Origin of the sequence: Nocardioides gansuensis (assembly GCF_003076135.1) — a bacterium.
GTDB lineage: Bacteria > Actinomycetota > Actinomycetes > Propionibacteriales > Nocardioidaceae > Nocardioides > Nocardioides gansuensis.
The window spans coordinates 450,751-467,866 of the sequence record NZ_QDGZ01000003.1; the positions used below are offsets into that span (position 1 = coordinate 450,751).

At 72.4% G+C, this 17,116-nt stretch carries 18 protein-coding genes; 12 read left to right on the forward strand and 6 right to left on the reverse strand.

The annotated features are described in order from the left end of the window. Positions 1–46: 46 nt before the first annotated feature. The 3 genes from DDE18_RS09135 (at position 47) to hemW (ending at position 4,104) form a co-directional block, all read left to right on the forward strand. Positions 47–1,888 carry an AMP-dependent synthetase/ligase gene (locus DDE18_RS09135; protein WP_116571916.1) on the forward strand — a complete coding sequence of 614 codons (1,842 nt, stop codon included), beginning with the start codon at positions 47–49 and terminating at the stop codon, positions 1,886–1,888. Between the two features lie 62 nt (positions 1,889–1,950). Continuing rightward, a complete protein-coding gene (locus DDE18_RS09140; protein ID WP_116571917.1) occupies positions 1,951–2,835 on the forward strand; it encodes an intradiol ring-cleavage dioxygenase in 885 nt (294 codons plus the stop codon). Between the two features lie 54 nt (positions 2,836–2,889). After that, the gene (hemW, locus tag DDE18_RS09145) at positions 2,890–4,104 is read left to right on the forward strand and encodes a radical SAM family heme chaperone HemW (protein WP_116571918.1); all 1,215 of its coding nucleotides are present in this window, start codon (positions 2,890–2,892) and stop codon (positions 4,102–4,104) included. Between the two features lie 33 nt (positions 4,105–4,137). Here the strand turns inward: hemW and DDE18_RS09150 are convergent, their stop codons facing one another. The 3 genes from DDE18_RS09150 to DDE18_RS09160 form a co-directional block, all read right to left on the reverse strand. After that, on the reverse strand, positions 4,138–5,019 hold the full coding sequence (locus DDE18_RS09150) for a DUF3097 domain-containing protein (protein ID WP_116571919.1): 882 nt from the start codon (positions 5,017–5,019) through the stop codon (positions 4,138–4,140). A 75-nt stretch (positions 5,020–5,094) separates the two neighbouring features. After that, positions 5,095–5,343, reverse strand: a complete 249-nt coding sequence (locus tag DDE18_RS09155) for a hypothetical protein (protein WP_116571920.1) — start codon at positions 5,341–5,343, stop codon at positions 5,095–5,097. Between the two features lie 27 nt (positions 5,344–5,370). Next, positions 5,371–6,231 carry an MBL fold metallo-hydrolase gene (locus DDE18_RS09160; RefSeq protein ID WP_116571921.1) on the reverse strand — a complete coding sequence of 287 codons (861 nt, stop codon included), beginning with the start codon at positions 6,229–6,231 and terminating at the stop codon, positions 5,371–5,373. A gap of 105 nt (positions 6,232–6,336) precedes the next feature. Between DDE18_RS09160 and DDE18_RS09165 the strand changes: the two genes are divergently transcribed. The 4 genes from DDE18_RS09165 (at position 6,337) to DDE18_RS09180 (ending at position 10,836) form a co-directional block, all read left to right on the forward strand. Continuing rightward, complete coding sequence (locus DDE18_RS09165; protein ID WP_116571922.1) at positions 6,337–7,695, forward strand: alkaline phosphatase PhoX; 1,359 nt, start codon at positions 6,337–6,339, stop codon at positions 7,693–7,695. Between the two features lie 168 nt (positions 7,696–7,863). Beyond that, a complete protein-coding gene (hrcA, locus tag DDE18_RS09170; RefSeq protein WP_116572019.1) occupies positions 7,864–8,889 on the forward strand; it encodes a heat-inducible transcriptional repressor HrcA in 1,026 nt (341 codons plus the stop codon). Positions 8,890–8,906: 17 nt separating this feature from the next. After that, entirely contained in the window at positions 8,907–10,073 is a 1,167-nt protein-coding gene (gene dnaJ / locus DDE18_RS09175) for a molecular chaperone DnaJ (protein ID WP_116571923.1), read from the forward strand. Positions 10,074–10,077: 4 nt separating this feature from the next. Continuing rightward, a complete protein-coding gene (locus DDE18_RS09180; protein WP_116571924.1) occupies positions 10,078–10,836 on the forward strand; it encodes a 16S rRNA (uracil(1498)-N(3))-methyltransferase in 759 nt (252 codons plus the stop codon). Here the strand turns inward: DDE18_RS09180 and DDE18_RS09185 are convergent. From DDE18_RS09185 to DDE18_RS09195, 3 genes are read right to left on the reverse strand one after another with little or no spacing between them, the layout of a single operon-like run. Beyond that, positions 10,820–11,863, reverse strand: coding sequence for a Gmad2 immunoglobulin-like domain-containing protein (locus DDE18_RS09185; protein ID WP_116571925.1), 1,044 nt, complete (start codon positions 11,861–11,863; stop codon positions 10,820–10,822). The genes DDE18_RS09180 and DDE18_RS09185 overlap by 17 nt on opposite strands. Next, on the reverse strand, positions 11,860–12,432 hold the full coding sequence (locus tag DDE18_RS09190) for a SigE family RNA polymerase sigma factor (RefSeq protein WP_116571926.1): 573 nt from the start codon (positions 12,430–12,432) through the stop codon (positions 11,860–11,862). The genes DDE18_RS09185 and DDE18_RS09190 overlap by 4 nt, the downstream gene beginning before the upstream one ends. Before the next feature lie 34 nt (positions 12,433–12,466). Next, on the reverse strand, positions 12,467–13,429 hold the full coding sequence (locus tag DDE18_RS09195; protein ID WP_116571927.1) for a Gmad2 immunoglobulin-like domain-containing protein: 963 nt from the start codon (positions 13,427–13,429) through the stop codon (positions 12,467–12,469). Between the two features lie 102 nt (positions 13,430–13,531). Here DDE18_RS09195 and DDE18_RS09200 point away from each other — a divergent pair, with 102 nt between their 5' ends. From DDE18_RS09200 to DDE18_RS09220, 5 genes are all read left to right on the forward strand, one after another. Continuing rightward, the gene (locus DDE18_RS09200; RefSeq protein ID WP_116571928.1) at positions 13,532–13,891 is read left to right on the forward strand and encodes a histidine triad nucleotide-binding protein; all 360 of its coding nucleotides are present in this window, start codon (positions 13,532–13,534) and stop codon (positions 13,889–13,891) included. Between the two features lie 91 nt (positions 13,892–13,982). Continuing rightward, entirely contained in the window at positions 13,983–14,993 is a 1,011-nt protein-coding gene (locus DDE18_RS09205; protein WP_116571929.1) for a PhoH family protein, read from the forward strand. Beyond that, on the forward strand, positions 14,990–15,475 hold the full coding sequence (gene ybeY, locus DDE18_RS09210) for an rRNA maturation RNase YbeY (protein WP_116571930.1): 486 nt from the start codon (positions 14,990–14,992) through the stop codon (positions 15,473–15,475). Before DDE18_RS09205 ends, ybeY begins: the two co-directional genes overlap by 4 nt. Next, positions 15,453–16,775 (forward strand): hemolysin family protein, encoded by a 1,323-nt coding sequence (locus DDE18_RS09215; protein ID WP_245916540.1) that lies wholly within the window; start codon positions 15,453–15,455, stop codon positions 16,773–16,775. The genes ybeY and DDE18_RS09215 overlap by 23 nt, the downstream gene beginning before the upstream one ends. Continuing rightward, a complete protein-coding gene (locus tag DDE18_RS09220) occupies positions 16,768–17,109 on the forward strand; it encodes a cytidine/deoxycytidylate deaminase family protein (RefSeq protein WP_116571931.1) in 342 nt (113 codons plus the stop codon). The genes DDE18_RS09215 and DDE18_RS09220 overlap by 8 nt, the downstream gene beginning before the upstream one ends. Positions 17,110–17,116 lie beyond the last annotated feature (7 nt).

Consider the following 17,116-nt stretch of genomic DNA (forward strand, 5'->3'; position numbering starts at 1 on the left):
GGCGAGATTGCTACCGCCGCGTAACCGGGTGATCTAGGTTACGGCCATGGCCTTGAACCACGACACCAGCTTCCTCGACCGCATGCAGCCCAACGTGGCCGTGCAGTTCCGCGACCGCGTCCAGCGCTCGCCCGAGCGGGAGGCCTACCGCTTCCCGCGCGGCGAAGCGTGGGAGTCCGTCACCTGGAAGCAGTTGGGAGAGCGCGTCGAACAGCTCGCCGCCGGACTCCTCGCGCTCGGTCTCGAGCCCGAGCAGCGCGTCGGCATCGTCTCCAACACCCGCTACGAGTGGATCCTCGCCGACCTCGCCGTGATGTGCGCGGCCGGCGCGACGACCACGGTCTACCCGACCACGAACGCCGAGGACACGGCGTACATCCTCGGCGACTCGGAGTGCCGCATCGTCTTCGCCGAGGACGAGATCCAGCTGGCCAAGCTGCGGGCCCACAAGGCCGAGCTGCCGCACCTCGCCAAGGTCGTCACCTTCGACCCACCGACTGGCTCGGGGCAGGCGGCCGCGAACGGTGACTGGGTGATCGGCCTCGACGACCTCGCGGCCCTCGGCCGCGACCATCTCGCCGCGCACCCCGGCATCCTGGAGGAGAAGGCGCACTCGATCGGGCCCGACCAGCTCGCGACGCTGATCTACACCTCGGGCACCACCGGCCGACCCAAGGGTGTGCGGCTGCGCCACCGCTCGTGGGTCTACGAGGGCGAGGCGATCAAGGCGCAGGACATCCTCAGCGAGGACGACCTGGAGTTCCGCTGGCTGCCGATGAGCCACTCCTTCGGCAAGGTGCTGCTGTCGGTGCAGCTGGCGATCGGCTTCCCGACCGCCATCGACGGGCGCGTGGACAAGATCGTGGACAACCTCGGCGTCGTGAAGCCGACCTTCATGGGCGCCGCCCCGCGTATCTTCGAGAAGGCGCACGGCCGGATCGTCACGATGACCGCGGCCGAGGGCGGGGCCAAGGAGAAGATCTTCAAGAAGGCCTTCGCCGTCGGCCTCGAAGTCGACCGCCTCAAGCGGGAGGGCAAGCCGGTCCCGCTGCCGCTCAAGGTCCAGCACGCGCTGTTCGACAAGCTGGTCTTCAGCAAGGTCCGCGAGCGCTTCGGCGGCCGCGTCCGCTTCTTCATCTCCGGCTCGGCGGCCCTCAACCCCGACATCGCCGCCTGGTTCAACGCGGCGGGCATCACCATCCTCGAGGGCTACGGCATGACCGAGAACGCCGCCGGCGCCACGGTCAACCACCCCGAGCAGAACCGGATCGGCACCGTCGGCCCGCCGTTTCCCGGCAGCGAGGTGAAGATCGGCGACAACGACGAGGTGCTGCTGCGCGGCCCCCACGTGATGGACGGCTACCACAACCTCCCCGAGGAGACCTCGAAGACGCTGACCGAGGACGGCTGGCTGCACACGGGCGACAAGGGCTCGATCGACGAGGCCGGCCACCTGGTGATCACCGGCCGGATCAAGGAGCTCTTCAAGACCTCGGGCGGCAAGTACATCGCCCCGCCGGCGATCGAGTCGAAGTTCAAGGCCATCTGCCCCTACGTCAGCCAGTTCATGGTCTTCGGCAACGAGCGCAACTTCTGCGTCGCGCTGGTCACCCTCGACCCCGACGCGATCGCCGGCTGGGCGGCGGAGAACGGGATGGAGGGCAAGTCCTACGCCGACATCGTCGCCTCGCCCGAGGTCAAGGATTTGATCGACGGCTACGTCGACGAGCTCAACGGCCACCTCAACCGCTGGGAGACCATCAAGAAGTGGGAGATCCTCGACCACGACCTGAGCGTCGACTCCGGTGAGCTGACCCCGTCGATGAAGGTCAAGCGCAACGTCGTCGAGTCCAACTACAGGGACCTGATCGACAGCTTCTACGCCTGATCCACGTCCACCGCACAACGCCCCCACAGGATCCTCACAGGTGGGGGCGTTGTGCTGTTCCCATGAGCGCACACGACCTCGGCCCCCTGTCGGGCACCGGCGTCCACGAGCACGACCTCGGGCTGCAGCACGACCTCGGCACCCTGGACAAGAAGCGGCTGGGACGCCGCGGGCTGCTCTCCCTGCTGGGCGGCGTGGCGGTGGTCGCGGTGGCCGGCTGCGCGGCCGAGTCCCGGCTCGACCAGCCGGGCAGTACGGCGTCCACGGGCGCCGGCACGCCGCCTGCCCGCCCGGACGGCGGATCCGGCGTCGAGGTCGCCGAGGGGGAGATCCCCGAGGAGACGGCCGGCCCCTATCCCGGCGACGGCTCGAACGGGCCGAACGTCCTCGCGGAGTCCGGCATCGTCCGCAGCGACATCACGTCCTCCTTCGGCGGTGCCTCCGGCGTCGCCGAGGGCGTGCCGCTCACGCTGCGGTTCCGGGTGCACGACCTGTCCGGTGACGAGGCGACCCCGATGGCCGGGGCGGCGCTCTACGCCTGGCACTGCGACCGCGACGGCGCCTACTCCATGTACGACGGCGACGCGGCCGGTGAGAACTACCTGCGCGGTGTCCAGGCGGCCGACGAGGACGGCTGGCTGGAGTTCACCACCATCGTCCCGGGCTGCTACCCCGGCCGCTGGCCGCACGTGCACTTCGAGGTCTACGAGTCGGTCGACACCGCCACGAGCGCGGCCAACAAGCTGCGCACCTCGCAGTTGGCGTTCCCGGCCGACGTCTGCGAGCAGGTCTACGCCACGGAGGGCTACGAGGAGTCGGTGGGCAACCTGGCCGGCGTGTCCCTCGAGGGCGACGGCATCTTCAGCGACGGCTACTCCCTGCAGCTCGCCCGGATGACGGGGACCGTCGAGGAGGGGCTCGTCGCGACCCTCAACGTGCCCGTCTGACCGCCGGTTGGCAGCGGGGCGCCGGGGCGCGGCGCGTCTGGTTGGATAGCCGCCGTGCCCCCAGCCCAACCGTCCGGTGACCCCGCACCGCGCGACGGCTCCCTGCCCGAAGCGGCGCTGGCGGAGTTCGGCACGCACGCCTTCGGCCTCTACGTCCACGTGCCGTTCTGCACGGTGCGCTGCGGCTACTGCGACTTCAACACCTACACCGCCGAGGAGCTCGGCGACGCCCCCGGCGCCTCGCGCTCGTCGTACGCCGAGGCGGCCATCAACGAGATCCGGCTGGCGCGGCGCGTGCTCGGCGACCGCGACGTCCCGATCGACACGATCTTCTTCGGCGGTGGCACCCCGACGCTGCTGAAGGCCGTCGACCTGGGGTCGGTCGTGGCGGCCGCGGCGGCGGAGTTCACGTTGCGAGACGACGTCGAGATCACCACCGAGGCCAACCCCGACAGCGTCGCGCGGTGGGACCTCGAGGAGCTGCGCAACGCCGGCTTCAACCGGATCAGCTTCGGCATGCAGAGCGCGGTCGACCACGTGCTCAAGGTGCTCGACCGCACCCACGACCCGATGCGGGTGCCCGCGGTCGTGGAGTGGGCGCGGCAGGCGGGGTTCGGCGACGTCAGCCTGGACCTCATCTACGGCACGCCGGGGGAGTCGCTCGACGACTGGGCCACCTCGCTCGACACTGCCCTCGCGTGCGAGCCGGACCACGTCTCGGCCTACTCGCTCATCGTGGAGGAGGGCACCGCGCTGGCCCGGCGGGTGCGCCGCGGCGAGCTGCCGATGCCCGACGACGACGACCTCGCCGACAAGTACGAGATGGCCGACGAGCGGCTCTCCGCCGCCGGGCTGCAGTGGTACGAGGTCTCCAACTGGGCGCGCGGGCACGAGCACATGTGCCGCCACAACGTCCTCTACTGGACCGGCGGGGACTGGTGGGGCGTCGGCCCCGGCGCGCACAGCCACGTCGGCGGCGTGCGGTGGTGGAACGTCAAGCACCCCGCGGCGTACGCCGACCGGCTGGCCGCCGGGGAGAGCCCGGCCCACGAGCGCGAGGTGCTCGACGCCGAGGACCGTCGGATCGAGCGCATCATGCTCGAGCTGCGCCTGGTCGAGGGCCTGCCGGTCCTGGCGCTCGACCAGTCGGGCCGGGCCCAGGTGGCGCGGCTGGTCGACGAGGGCCTGGTCGAGCTGGCCACCGAGCGGCTGGTGCTCACCCGGCGCGGCCGGCTGCTCGCCGACGCCGTGGTGCGCGACCTGACCTGACCGGCCTCGGCGCGCCTCGTCGGACGCCGCGGCTCAGGGCGCGGTGACGAAGTCGATCAGCTCCTCGACCCGGCCGAGCAGGGCGGGGTCGAGGTCCTGGAAGCCACGGACGCCGCCGAGGATGTGCTTCCACGCCCGGGCGATGTCGGCCTGGTCGCGGTGCGGCCAGCCCAGCTGCTGGCAGGTGCCGGTCTTCCAGTCGATGCCGCGCGGCACGGCCGGCCACTTCGTGAAGCCGAGCCGCTCGGGCCGGACCGCCTGCCAGATGTCGATGAACGGGTGCCCGACGATCAGCACATGCTTGCCGACGGGCGACTTCGCGATGCCCTGGGCGATCCGGCTCTCCTTGGAGCCGGCCACCAGGTGGTCGACGAGCACGCCGACGCGGCGCTGCGGCCCGGGCTTGAAGTCGCGCAGGTGGTCGGCGAGGTCGTCGACGCCGCCGAGGTATTCCACGACGACGCCCTCGATGCGCAGGTCGTCGCCCCACACCTTCTCGACGAGCTCGGCGTCGTGGCGGCCCTCGACGAAGATCCGGCTGGCCCGCGCCACGCGGGCCTTCGCGTCGTGTACGGCGATCGAGCCCGACGCCGTGCGGGTCGGCTTCGCCGGCGCCTTCTGGGTTACCGGCCGGGTGAGCACGACGGGCTTGCCCTCGAGCAGGAAGCCGGGGCCGAGCGGGAACGTGCGTCGCTTCCCGCGCCGGTCCTCGAGCGTGACGGTGTCGAGGTCGCGGTCGACGGCGACGATCTCGCCGCACCAGTCCGTCGTGACCTCCTCGACGACGAGGCCGACCTGCGCCGGCTGGTCGGTGGCGCGGCCGTTCTTCGGGGCGCGCCAGTCGGTCGAGAGGACGTCGGAGCCGTAGCGGTCGCTGCTGCCCGACCTGGACGGGCGCTGGGTGGGAGAAGGCACCCGGTCAACGCTAGGCAGTGACCACGCGACGTACGACGAGGCGCGCCGCGTCCGCCCGGAACGACTCGGCCGGCGCTACTCGTCGGCGGGCGGTCGCGGGGTGCTGCCGGCGCTCTGCTGGGAGTCCGTGTCGCTGGTCGACGGCTGCTCCTCGGTCCCGGAGCCCAGGTCGTCCTGGGTGGCGTCCATGTCGAGCTCTTCCTGGCTCTTGGTCCGCTCGTCGTCGGGGTCGAGGGGCTGCGCCAGCGGGTTGTCGTCGCTGGGCCGGAGGTCGTCGGGCAGCTGCTCGTCGGGCACGTCGGGCTGGGTGCTGGATTCGGTCATGCGCAGCCGGTACCCACGCCGGACGGGTCAGACGAGGGGGAGGCGCTTCTGGCTGCGGGGCAGGTGCTCGTAGCCCCGGCGCACGGCATGCTCGAGCAGCCGCGGCTCCCAGGGCCATTCGCCGGCCGCGAGCGCCTGGTCGACGGGCACCCCGCGCACGGCGAGGTCGCGGATCGTCTCCGCGACGATGCCGAGGGTGTTGCGCTGCTCCTCGACGAAGTCGCGGTCGACGGGCGACCCGTGGCCGGGCACGACCACGGACGACGAGGTGGTCAGGCCGAGCACCATGTCCAGGCTCAGCGGCCAGTCCAGCGGCCAGGAGTCCTGGCCCAGCCACGGGGGAGCGGACTCCTCGACCAGGTCGCCGCCGAGGACGACGTCGACATCCGGGAGGCGGACGACGAGGTCGCCGGCCGTGTGGCCGCGACCGGGGTGCACCAGCTCGACCAGCCGGTCGCCGAGGTCGAGGACGACCGCGGAGGAGAAGGTGTGGTCGGCGGGGACGACCTCGGTCGCGAGCATGTCCTCGCGGTGGGGGTCGTCCGGGTCGTCCGCGACGGCGGCCTTGATCCGCTCACCGGCAGTGATCGTCTCGGCGGCGGCCACCTCGTGGGCGTGGATCGGGATGTCGCCGTACGCCGCGCGGAAGGCGCCGTTGCCGAAGGTGTGGTCGAAGTGGGCGTGGGTGTTCACGACGGCCGCCACGTCGCCCGCGCCCAGCCGCCGGAGGTCGTCGATCACCCCGCCCGCCGCCGCGGCCGAGCCGTGCGTGTCGACGACGACGAGGCCGCGGTCGCTGCCGATCGCGGTCACGTTGACGTCGAACCACTCGTAGCGGGCGACCCAGACGCGCTCGGCTACCTCCTGGAAACCTCGTCCGGCGCTCACGGGGCCACCCTAGGCGCCGGGCGGCTCACCCGTGTCGACTGCCGTGCAGCCAGAGTTCGCCTGCACGTCGCACCGCCCCCGCCTCTCCTCCCTAGCGTCGAGGGCATGACTTCCACCACCCCCGCGCACGACACCGCCGGCCTCGGCCGGCGGTCCCTGCTCCGTGGTGCTGCCGCTGGTGCGGCCGGCATCCCGTTCGCTGCCCTGGCCACCCGCGCCGCGGCGGCGTCTCCTGCGTCCTCGGTCTTCTCCGACGCCGGTTACGGCCCGCTGCGGCCCGCTGTCGACCAGGCCACCGGCCTGCAGCTGATCTCGCTCCCGCGCGGTTTCGAGTACGTGTCCTACGGCTGGACCAACGACCTGATGACGGACGGCACGCCGACCCCGAGCGCTCACGACGGCATGGGCGCCTACCGCATCGGGGACAAGGTGCACATCGTCCGCAACCACGAGCGCAACCCCGCGGCCGCGTTCACCCAGCCGGCCTACAACCCCCTCGGCGGTGGCGGGACCACGACGCTGGTCTTCGATCCCGAGGCCGGCCAGTTCACCGAGTCGTGGGGCAGCCTCGGCGGGACGTCGCGCAACTGCGCCGGCGGCGTGACGCCGTGGGGCACCTGGCTCACCTGTGAGGAGACGTTCAGCGAGACCGGCGGCGTCCGCCACGGCTACGTCTTCGAGGTGCCGCCGACCGGCAAGGGCGACCCCACGCCGTACAAGGCGATGGGCCGCTTCAACCACGAGGCCGCCGCCATCGACCCGGCCACCGGCATCGTCTACGAGACCGAGGACCGCGGCGACGCGTCCATGTACCGCTTCGTCCCGACGACTCCGGGCCGGCTCTCCGACGGCGGCCGCCTCCAGGCGCTCCGGATCGGGAGCACGAAGGTCGACACCCGCCGCGACGGCTCCGGCACGTCGTACGGCACCGTCGGCTGGGTCGACATCGACGAGCCCGACCCGGCGACCGACACCGTGCGCTACGAGGCCCAGGGCAAGGGCGCCGCGGTCTTCTCGCGCCTGGAGGGCGCGTGGTACGGCAACGACCGGATCTACGTGATCACCACGGACGGCGGCCCGGAGCGCAACGGCCAGGTCTTCGAGCTGGACCCGGCCACCGACGAGCTGCGCGTGCTCTTCGCGTCGCCCGGCCCCGAGGTGCTCAACGCCCCGGACAACATGTGCGTGAGCCCTCGGGGCGGGCTGGTCCTCTGCGAGGACGGCGGCGGCACGGAGTACGTCCACGGGCTGACGGTCGAGGGCGAGATCTTCCGCTTCGCCTCCAACGACGTCGACCTGCGCGGCGGCACCGCCGGCAAGAGCGTGGCGCCCAACGACTACCGCGGCTCCGAGTGGGCGGGCGCGGTCTTCGAGCCCACCAACGGCAGCTGGCTGTTCCTCAACATCCAGAGCCCCGGCATCACGCTGGCGATCACGGGACCGTGGCGCCAGGGCGCCCTCTGACAGCGGCTCCCGGCTGCACGACTCCGACGGCCTGTCCTCCCGCGGGAGGGCGGGCCGTCGTCGTTCCACCTAGTAGGCTTGGCACTCCCGGGTGCGGAGTGCCAGCGCTCCCGGGGCAGCCGTGCGAGCAGACGAGGAGGTGGGCAGGTGCCGGTCGACGACCCGATGATGGGCGGACAGTCCCGCAGGCTCGCCGTGCTGCGCGCCATCGTGGAGGACTATGTCGCGACCGAGGAGCCCGTGGGCTCCAAGGCGCTGGTCGAGCGCCACCAGCTGGGCGTCTCGCCGGCCACGGTGCGCAACGACATGGCCGCGCTGGAGGACGAGGGCTACATCCACCAGCCCCATACGAGCGCCGGCCGGGTGCCCACCGACAAGGGCTACCGGCTGTTCGTCGACAAGCTCTCCACGCTCAAGCCGATGAGCGCGGCCGAGCGCCGGGCGATCGCGACGCTGCTCGACGGTGCCGTCGACCTCGACGACGTCGTCCAGCGGTCGGTGCGGCTGCTCAGCCAGCTGACCCACCAGGTCGCGATCGTGCAATACCCCACGCTCTCGCGCAGCACCGTCCGCCACATCGAGCTCGTCCCGATCACGCCGACCCGGCTGATGGTGATCCTGATCCTGAGCACCGGACGGGTCGAGCAGCGCCTGGTCGAGCTCGGTCACGAGGCGGGCGAGGACGAGCTCGCCGCGCTGCGCGTGCGGATCAACCAGGCCGCCTCGGGGGTCCGCATCGCCGACGCGGCCACCGCCCTGTCGACCCTGCGCGACGACGTACCGCACGAGGTGGCCGGCCTCACCGACGAGGTCGTCGCCGTCGTGACCGAGGCGATGTCGGACCACCGCAGCGACGAGCGGGTCGCCGTGGGCGGCGCCGCCAACCTCGCCCGCTACGGCGACAGCTTCGACTCCGCCGTCCGGCCGCTCCTGGAGGCACTCGAGGAGCACGTCGTGCTGCTCAGGCTGCTGGGGGAGGCCACCACCGGTGGCGGGGTCACGGTGCGCATCGGCCACGAGGGCCCCTACTCCGAGCTCGCCTCCACCAGTGTCGTCGCGACCGGCTACGGCCCCTCCCACGAGGCCGTCGCCGCGCTCGGCGTGGTCGGCCCCACCCGCATGGACTACCCCGGATCCATGGCAGCCGTGCGCGCCGTCGCGCGCTACGTCTCCCGGATCCTCGACGAATCCTGACAACCCGAAGGACCCACGTGAGCCAGGACCCCTACGAGCTCCTCGGCGTCTCCCGAGACGCCGATGCCGACACGATCAAGAAGGCCTACCGTCGGCTGGCCCGCCAGCTCCACCCCGACGTCAACCCGGACCCGGCGACCCAGGAGAAGTTCAAGGAGGTCTCCCGGGCCTACGAGGTCCTCTCGGACCCGCAGAAGCGGGCGGCCTACGACCGCGGTGGTGACCCCTTCGGCCAGGGTGCCTTCGGCCAGGGCGCCGGCTTCTCGTTCACCGACATCATGGACGCGTTCTTCGGCGGCGGGGGAGGAGCGGCGGCGCACGGCCGGGGTCCGCGCCAGCGCGTACGCCGCGGCCAGGACGCCCTGATCCGCCTCGACATCGAGCTCGCCGAGGCGGCGTTCGGCGTCACTCGCGAGCTCAAGGTCGACACCGCCGTGCTCTGCACCACCTGCCACGGCAGTGGAGCCGCTCCCGGCACCCGGCCGATCACCTGTGAGACCTGCCGCGGCGCCGGCGAGGTGGCGCAGGTGCAGCGGTCCTTCCTGGGCGAGATCCGCACGCTGCGCCCGTGTGCGGCCTGCCGTGGCTACGGCCAGCTCATCCCCGACCCGTGCCGCGAGTGCTCCGGCGACGGGCGGGTCCGCTCGCGCCGCACGCTGCAGGTCAAGATCCCGGCCGGCGTCGACAACGGCACCCGAGTCCAGCTCAGCGAGCAGGGCGAGGTCGGGCCCGGCGGCGGGCCGCCCGGTGACCTCTACGTCGAGATCCACGTCGAGCCGCACCCGATCTTCACTCGGCACGGCAACGACCTGCACAGCACGATCACGCTGCCGATGACGGCCGCCGCGCTCGGCACGAGCGTGTCGCTGCCGCTGCTCGAGGCCGACCTGGCCGACGCGGTCGACAGCGACGTGACCCGGGAGATCGAGATCGAGGTCAAGCCGGGCACCCAGTCGGGCAGCGAGCAGGTGATCCGGGGCTTCGGCGTGCCGGGGCTGCGGGGTGGCCGCGGCGACCTCGTCGTGCACGTCATCGTCGACACCCCGACGCGGCTCGACGCCCGTCAGGAGGCGCTGCTCCGGGAGCTCGCCGAGCTCCGCGGCGAGGAGGCGCCGCAGGGCCAGGCGCGCGCCTCCCAGAAGTCGGTCTTCAGCCGGCTCCGCGACGCGTTCAACGCCCACTGACCCCATGTCGCTCCCGGTGCACCTCGTCCCGTCGCTGGACGGCGTCGTGGCGGGGTCGGTGGTCGAGGTGACGGGCGACGAGGCCCACCACGCCGTCGCCGTACGCCGGCTCCGCGAGGGCGAGCAGGTCGTGCTGACCGACGGCGCCGGGCGCTCCGCCACCGGCGAGGTCGCGTCGACCGGCAAGCGGGTCTTCACGGTGACCGTGTCGTCGGTGTCCGTGGCTCCGCGACCGTCACCGACCTTCACCGTCGTGCAGGCGCTGCCCAAGGGGGAGCGCGGCGAGCTGGCCGTCGAGGTGCTGACCGAGGTGGGCGTCGACACGATCGTCCCGTGGGCGGCGTCGCGCTCGGTCGCCGTCTGGCGCGGCGAGCGCGCCGCGAAGTCGCACGCCAGGTGGGCGGCCACCGCCCGCGAGGCCGCCAAGCAGGCGCGGCGGGCCTGGCACCCGATGGTGACGCCGCTGGCGACCACGCGCGAGGTGTGCGAGCTGGCCGGCAGGGCCGACCTGACCGTCGTACTCCACGAGGAGGCGACCACGCCGCTCGCGTCGCTCAACCTGCCGGATGCCGGCGAGGTCGTCGTGGTGGTCGGGCCCGAGGGCGGGATCGCGCCGGACGAGCTGGCCGCCTTCACCGAGGCGGGAGCGCAGCCCGTGCGGCTGGGCGCCGAGGTCCTCCGGACCTCCACCGCCGGCGTGGCCGCGGTGAGCGCCATGATGGCCCGCACGCCGCGCTGGGGCTCGGTCACTCCACGACGGTGAACGTGCGGTCGTCGACGTCGGGCCCGTAGCCCTCCGTGCCGCCGGAGGCGTCGGCGGTCGCGACGCTCAGGACGTAGTCGCCCGGCTCCAGGTCCGACACGTCGATCTCACCCTCGAAGGGGAAGAGCCGCTGCTCGCCCCAGCCGGCCAGGAAGCTGCCCATGTCCACCTCCTCGTCGGTGTCGGCCCGGGTGATCCGCCACACCATCGTGCCCTCGTAGGAGTTGCCGACGCCGCGCACCCTCAGCGGCCGGTCGTTGTCCACCAGGAGCCCCTCGCTCGGGTCGCTGATCGACGCCAGCGCCAGCACCTCGAGCGGCGGGCCCTCGGTGATCGGCTCGCTGGTGGGGACGCCGTAGACCTGGTTGACGGGATTGTCGCCGAGGCGGAACTGCACGGGGGCGCGCGCGCTGACGTTCGCCTGGAGGGTGTAGACCACCTGCTCCACCGCCAGGCTCGCCTCGTCGGCCGACATGCCCTGGGGGCGCTCGGCGTACGAGGCGTCCGCGATGGTCACCTGGATGAGCCCGTCCCCAGGGTCGCTGACGTAGGACCACTGGCTGATCGAGCCCGCCGGCCAGGCGGTGCGGTAGTCCGGGTCGAGCGGAGCCTGCTGGAGCGCCTGGACAGCCTCGTACAGGCCGTCACTCTCCCGGGGGACAGGCCGGAACTCACGGAAGAGGCGGGGCCCTCGCGGCGTCTCGCCGATGTAGTAGACGGGCAGCGCCCTGGTCGGCTGCTCCGTGGCCGATTCCGACGGCGTCGGCTCGGAGCTGGCCGACGCGGTGGGGGAGCCGGCCGGGTCGGGCTCGCGCGCATCCCGGACCCGGTCGCCGTCGACCAGGGCGAAGGTCGCGACCGTCGCCGCGATGCCGAGCACGGCCCCACCGGCGGCGTAGGGCCACCGGCGGCGCTCGGGGTTCGTCCGCGCCCGGATGTCGTCCAGGGCATGGCGGGGCTCGACGTCGGAGACGGCGTCCGCCAGCAGGTCGCGCAGGTCGTCGCGCTGGGGGTCCAGGTGGGTCATGACTCCTCCTTCCAGGTGTCGCGCAGGAGCTCGCGGAGGGCAGCGGAGCCGCGCGAGGCATGGGCCTTGACCGAGCCGCGGGCGATGCCGAGGGCCTCGGCGATCTCGGCCTCCGAGAGCTCGAGGTAGTGCCGCAGCACCAGCACCTCCCGCTGCCGGGTCGGCAGCTGGGAGAGGGCAGCCAATACGGCGTCGCGCCGGGCAGCGTCGAGGGCGCCCCGGTCTGCCCCGGAAGCCGTCAGGGCCTGCCGGGTCATGGACTCGACGGCCGGGGCGTGGCGGTCGACGACGCCCCGGTGACGCAGCACCGACCGGGAGCGGTTGACGACGGCCTGCCGCAGGTAGGCCAGCGCCTTGTCCGGGTCGCGCAACCGGGCCCACCTCGCGTGCATCGCGACGAAGGCGTCCTGGACGACCTCCTCGGCCGTGCCGACGTCGCGCACGAGGAGCACGGCCAGGCGGACCAGCTGCCGCCAGTGCGCGGCGTACAGCTCCTCCAGCGCGCGGTCGGCGCTCCACCGAGGCGCGGCGCTCACCGGAGCCGCCAGCTCGGGGGTCGCATGGGTCATCACGCTAGTGCGACGCCCCCGGCGCGCAGAGGGTTTACCGGACGGTGAAGTCCTTGGTGTCCTCGGTCGGGCCTGCTCCCTCCGCGCCGCCCGACGGGTCGTCGGTCATGGCGGCGAACGTGTAGTCGCCGGGGGCGAGGGAGGAGATGTCGATCTCGGCCTCCCACGGGTAGAGCTTGTCCATCCAGCCCTCGGCGGTGGAGAAGCCCTCCAGGACGACCGTGTCGCCCTGCCGGACCTCCCACGGGACGGTGGCCTCGAAGGAGCTGGCCACGCCGCCCGCCTTCAGGACGTCGCCGGTCACGGTCGCGCCCTGCTCGGGCGAGGTGACGCTGACGAGGCCGAGCACGTCGAGCGGCTTGGCCTGGCTGAACTCCCTGTCGGTGGGCAGCCCGAAGAGCCGGAAGTCGCTGCCGCCGCGCTTGACCAGGACCGGGACGCGGGCCTGCTGCACGCCCTGCAGCGTGTAGACCAGCTGCTGCAGCGCGAGCCGTGCGTCGCGCTCGCTCATCCCGTCTGGTCGCTCGGTGAAGGCGTCGCTGGGGATCTGGACGAGCAGCACGCCGTCCGTCGCCTGCGCCGACAGCTCGACGGCCGGCCAGAGGGTGCGGTAGTCGGGGTCGGTGGGCGTGCCGCCGGCGACCAGCCGGGCCGCCTCGGTGAGCGGGTCGCCGTCGACCTTGCGGAACTCGCGGAAGAGCCTCGGCCCCTGGGGGGTGTCGCCGACCCAGTAGACCGGGACCACGGTGCCCTCGGCCGCCGGCTCGCTTGCGGGCTCGCTGGGGGACTCGGTCGGCTCGGAGGTCTCGGTGGGGCTCTGCTCGTCCGTCGGCGCCTCGGTCGCGCTCGTGCCGGCCGCGGGCGACGGGTCGGCGGCCGGGTCGTCCTCGCCGCACGCGGTGAGCGCCGCGAGGCTGAGGAGCGCGACTGCCGCGAGGGCGCCGGTGCGCCGGCGGAGGAAGGCGCGGCCGGACGGGGACGAGAGGGGGGAGGTCATGAGTTTCACGGTAGTGGGACGCGTCAGCGGGCCCGGGGTTTACACGCCGGGGCCGGCCGAGCACCCCTCCTCAACCGGCACAGGGGACCCTAGGGTGGAGGCATGACCACTCCGGAGCGCTCCGACGACTGCCTGTTCTGCAAGATCGTGGCCGGCGACATCCCCGCGGAGATCGTGCACGCCACCGAGACCGCGGTCGCCTTCCGCGACGTCAACCGCCAGGCGCCGACCCACGTCCTGGTCGTGCCGACGAGCCACTACGAGAACGCCGGCGAGCTCGCCCGCCACGAGCCGGCCACTGCCGCCGAGCTGCTGACCGTCGCCGCCCACATCGCGGAGAAGGAGGGCATCGAGGAGGGCTACCGACTCGTCTTCAACACCGGGTCGGGAGCGGGCCAGACCGTCTGGCACGCCCACCTCCACGTGCTGGGTGGCAGGCCGCTGACCTGGCCTCCGGGTTGACCGGGCCACGTGTACGACGCGTGGCCGCGGTGGGCCGCGGCGTACATGTCGGTGGCTGGCTGCCCGCCCGGCCCCGTAGCATGGTCGCGACATGACTGACTCCCCATTGCCGCGCCACACGGTCGTCGTACCCAACAGCATCGACATGGTGAGCGTCCTCGGGCCCGGGGACGAGCACCTGCGCATCCTCGAGCGGGCCTTCGATGCGGACATCCACGTGCGCGGCAACCGGATCACATTCACCGGCGACCCCGCCGAGATGGCCCTGGCCGAGCGACTGCTCGACGAGGTCGTCGCGATGGTCCGCACCGGGCAGGGCGTCACCGGCGAGACCGTCGAGCGGATCATCTCGATGCTCCGCACGGAGACCAAGGAGCGCCCGGCCGACGTGCTGAGCCTCAACATCCTCTCCAACCGCGGCCGCACGATCCGTCCCAAGACGCTCAACCAGAAGCGCTACGTCGACTCCATCGACAAGCACACGATCACCTTCGGCATCGGGCCGGCGGGCACCGGCAAGACCTACCTCGCCGTCGCCAAGGCCGTGCAGGCCCTGCAGGCCAAGGAGGTCAACCGGATCATCCTGAGCCGGCCTGCCGTCGAGGCGGGGGAGCGGCTCGGCTTTCTCCCCGGCACGCTGACCGAGAAGATCGACCCCTACCTGCGGCCGCTCTACGACGCGCTGCACGACATGATCGACCCCGAGACGATCCCCAAGCTGATGACCGCGGGCACGATCGAGGTGGCGCCGCTGGCGTTCCTGCGCGGCCGGTCGCTCAACGACTCCTTCATCATCCTCGACGAGGCGCAGAACACCACGCCCGAGCAGATGAAGATGTTCCTGACCCGCCTCGGCTTCGGCTCCAAGATCGTGGTCACCGGCGACGTCACCCAGGTCGACCTGCCCAGCGGCACCAAGTCGGGCCTCAAGGTGGTGGAGGACATCCTCACCGGAGTGGAGGACGTGGTCTTCAACCGGCTCACCTCGCACGACGTGGTCAGGCACAAGCTGGTCGGCCGCATCGTCGCGGCCTACGACGACTACGACGCCCGCAACGACCTCGTGGCCGGCCCGACCCGGCCCCAGGGGAAGCGCCCGTGAGCATCGAGGTCCTCAACGAGTCCGAGCAGGACCTCGACGTGCGCCGGCTCTCCCGCCTGGCCCGCTTCGTGATGGACGCGATGCGGGTCCACCCGCTCGCGGAGCTGTGCATCAAGGCGGTCGACGAGGCCACCATCGCCGAGCTCAACGAGCACTGGATGGAGAAGGAGGGCCCGACCGACGTGCTCGCGTTCCCGATGGACGAGCTGCGCCCGGGGCTGGTCAACGAGGAGCCCGAGGAGGGCGTCCTCGGTGACCTGGTCCTCTGCCCGGCCGTCGCCGAGCGGCAGGGCACCGAGGCCGGCCACGGCCGCGAGGCCGAGATCGACCTGCTCACCGTCCACGGCATCCTCCACCTGCTCGGCTACGACCACGCCGAGCCGGAGGAGCACCAGGAGATGTTCGGGCTCCAGGCCCGCCTTCTCGAGGACTGGCGGGCCCACCTGCTGACGGACGAGGGTGCCGACGCCGGTGGCCGGTGATGCCTGGCTGCTCCTCGCAGCAGCCGCCCTCGTCACCCTCGCCGGACTCGTCTCGGCCGCCGACGCCGCACTGGGCGGCTTCTCTCGCGCCCGGGCTGAGGAGCTGCTCGCCGAGGGCCGCGCGGGCGCCCGTCGCCTGGTCCAGCTGCTCGACGACCGGCCGCGCTACCTCAACACCGCGCTGCTGCTCAGGCTGCTCTGCGAGATCGCCGCGACCGTCCTGGTCGCCCTGTGGGTGCATGACCTCTACGACGGGCGCTTCTGGCCGGCGTACCTCACCGCCGTCGGGGCCATGCTGCTCGTCTCCTTCGTCGCCGTCGGCGTCGCCCCGCGCACGCTGGGCCGCCAGCACGCCGCGTCGGTCGCCCTCTTCTCGGCACCTCCGCTGGCCTTCGTCACCTCGGTGCTCGGCCCCATCCCGCAGCTGCTGATCCTCCTCGGCAACGCCATCACCCCCGGCCGCGGCTTCCGTGAGGGACCGTTCTCCACCGAGATCGAGCTGCGGGAGCTCGTCGACCTCGCCGAGGCCTCTGCCGTGATCGAGTCCGGCGAGCGGAGGATGATCCACTCGGTCTTCGAGCTCGGCGACACGATCGCCCGCGAGGTGATGGTGCCGCGCAACGACGTCGTCTACATCGAGCGCCACAAGAACCTCCGCCAGACCATGTCGCTGTTCCTGCGCAGCGGCTACTCCCGCATCCCGGTCATCGACGACAACCTCGACCACGTCGCCGGCATGGCCTACCTCAAGGACGTCGTGCGCCGCGACTTCGAGGCGCCCGATGTCGAGCTCACCCAGCGCGTCGACGAGGTGATGCGGCCGGTCCACTTCGTGCCCGACTCCAAGCCGGTCGACGCCCTCCTCTCCGAGCTGCAGGCGCGACGCCAGCACATCGCGGTGGTCGTCGACGAATACGGCGGCACCGCCGGCCTGGTCACCATCGAGGACGTGCTCGAGGAGATCGTCGGCGAGATCACGGACGAGTACGACGAGGAGGAGGTCGACGTCGAGCACCTCGAGGACGGGGCGACCCGGGTGTCGTCGCGCTTCCCGATCGACGACCTCGACGAGATCGTCGGCGTCGACGTGCAGGACGACGAGGTCGACTCCGTCGGCGGCCTGATGGCCAAGCACCTCGGCCGGGTGCCGATCCCCGGCTCGGTGGTGGTGGCGCACGGGCTGCGCTTCGAGGCCGAGCGGGCCACCGGCCGGCGCAACAAGATCGACACGGTCCTGGTGACCGTTGCGTCGCCGGAGGACGAGACCGAGGACGAGGAACAGGAGACCCAGGATGAGTGAGGAGTCAGCCGCCGTGCTGTCCGCCGAGGACCGCAAGCTGGTGACCCTGGCACGGGCGACGCGCGCCCGGGTGGGCGCGGCCGAGGGCGCCGCCGTCCGCGACCTCGACGGCCGGACCTACGCCGCCGCCTCGGTGGAGCTCGACTCGCTGCGCCTCTCGGCCCTGCAGGTGTGCGTCGCGATGGCCTACGCGTCGGGGTCGGACGGCCTCGAGGCGGCGGTGCTGCTCACCGAGGCCGACAGCCTCTCGCCCGACGACGAGGCGGCGCTCGTGGAGTTCGGCGGCGACGGGGTCGTCGTGCACCTCGGCGATCCGCGCGGCAACCTGCGCTGACCCGGGC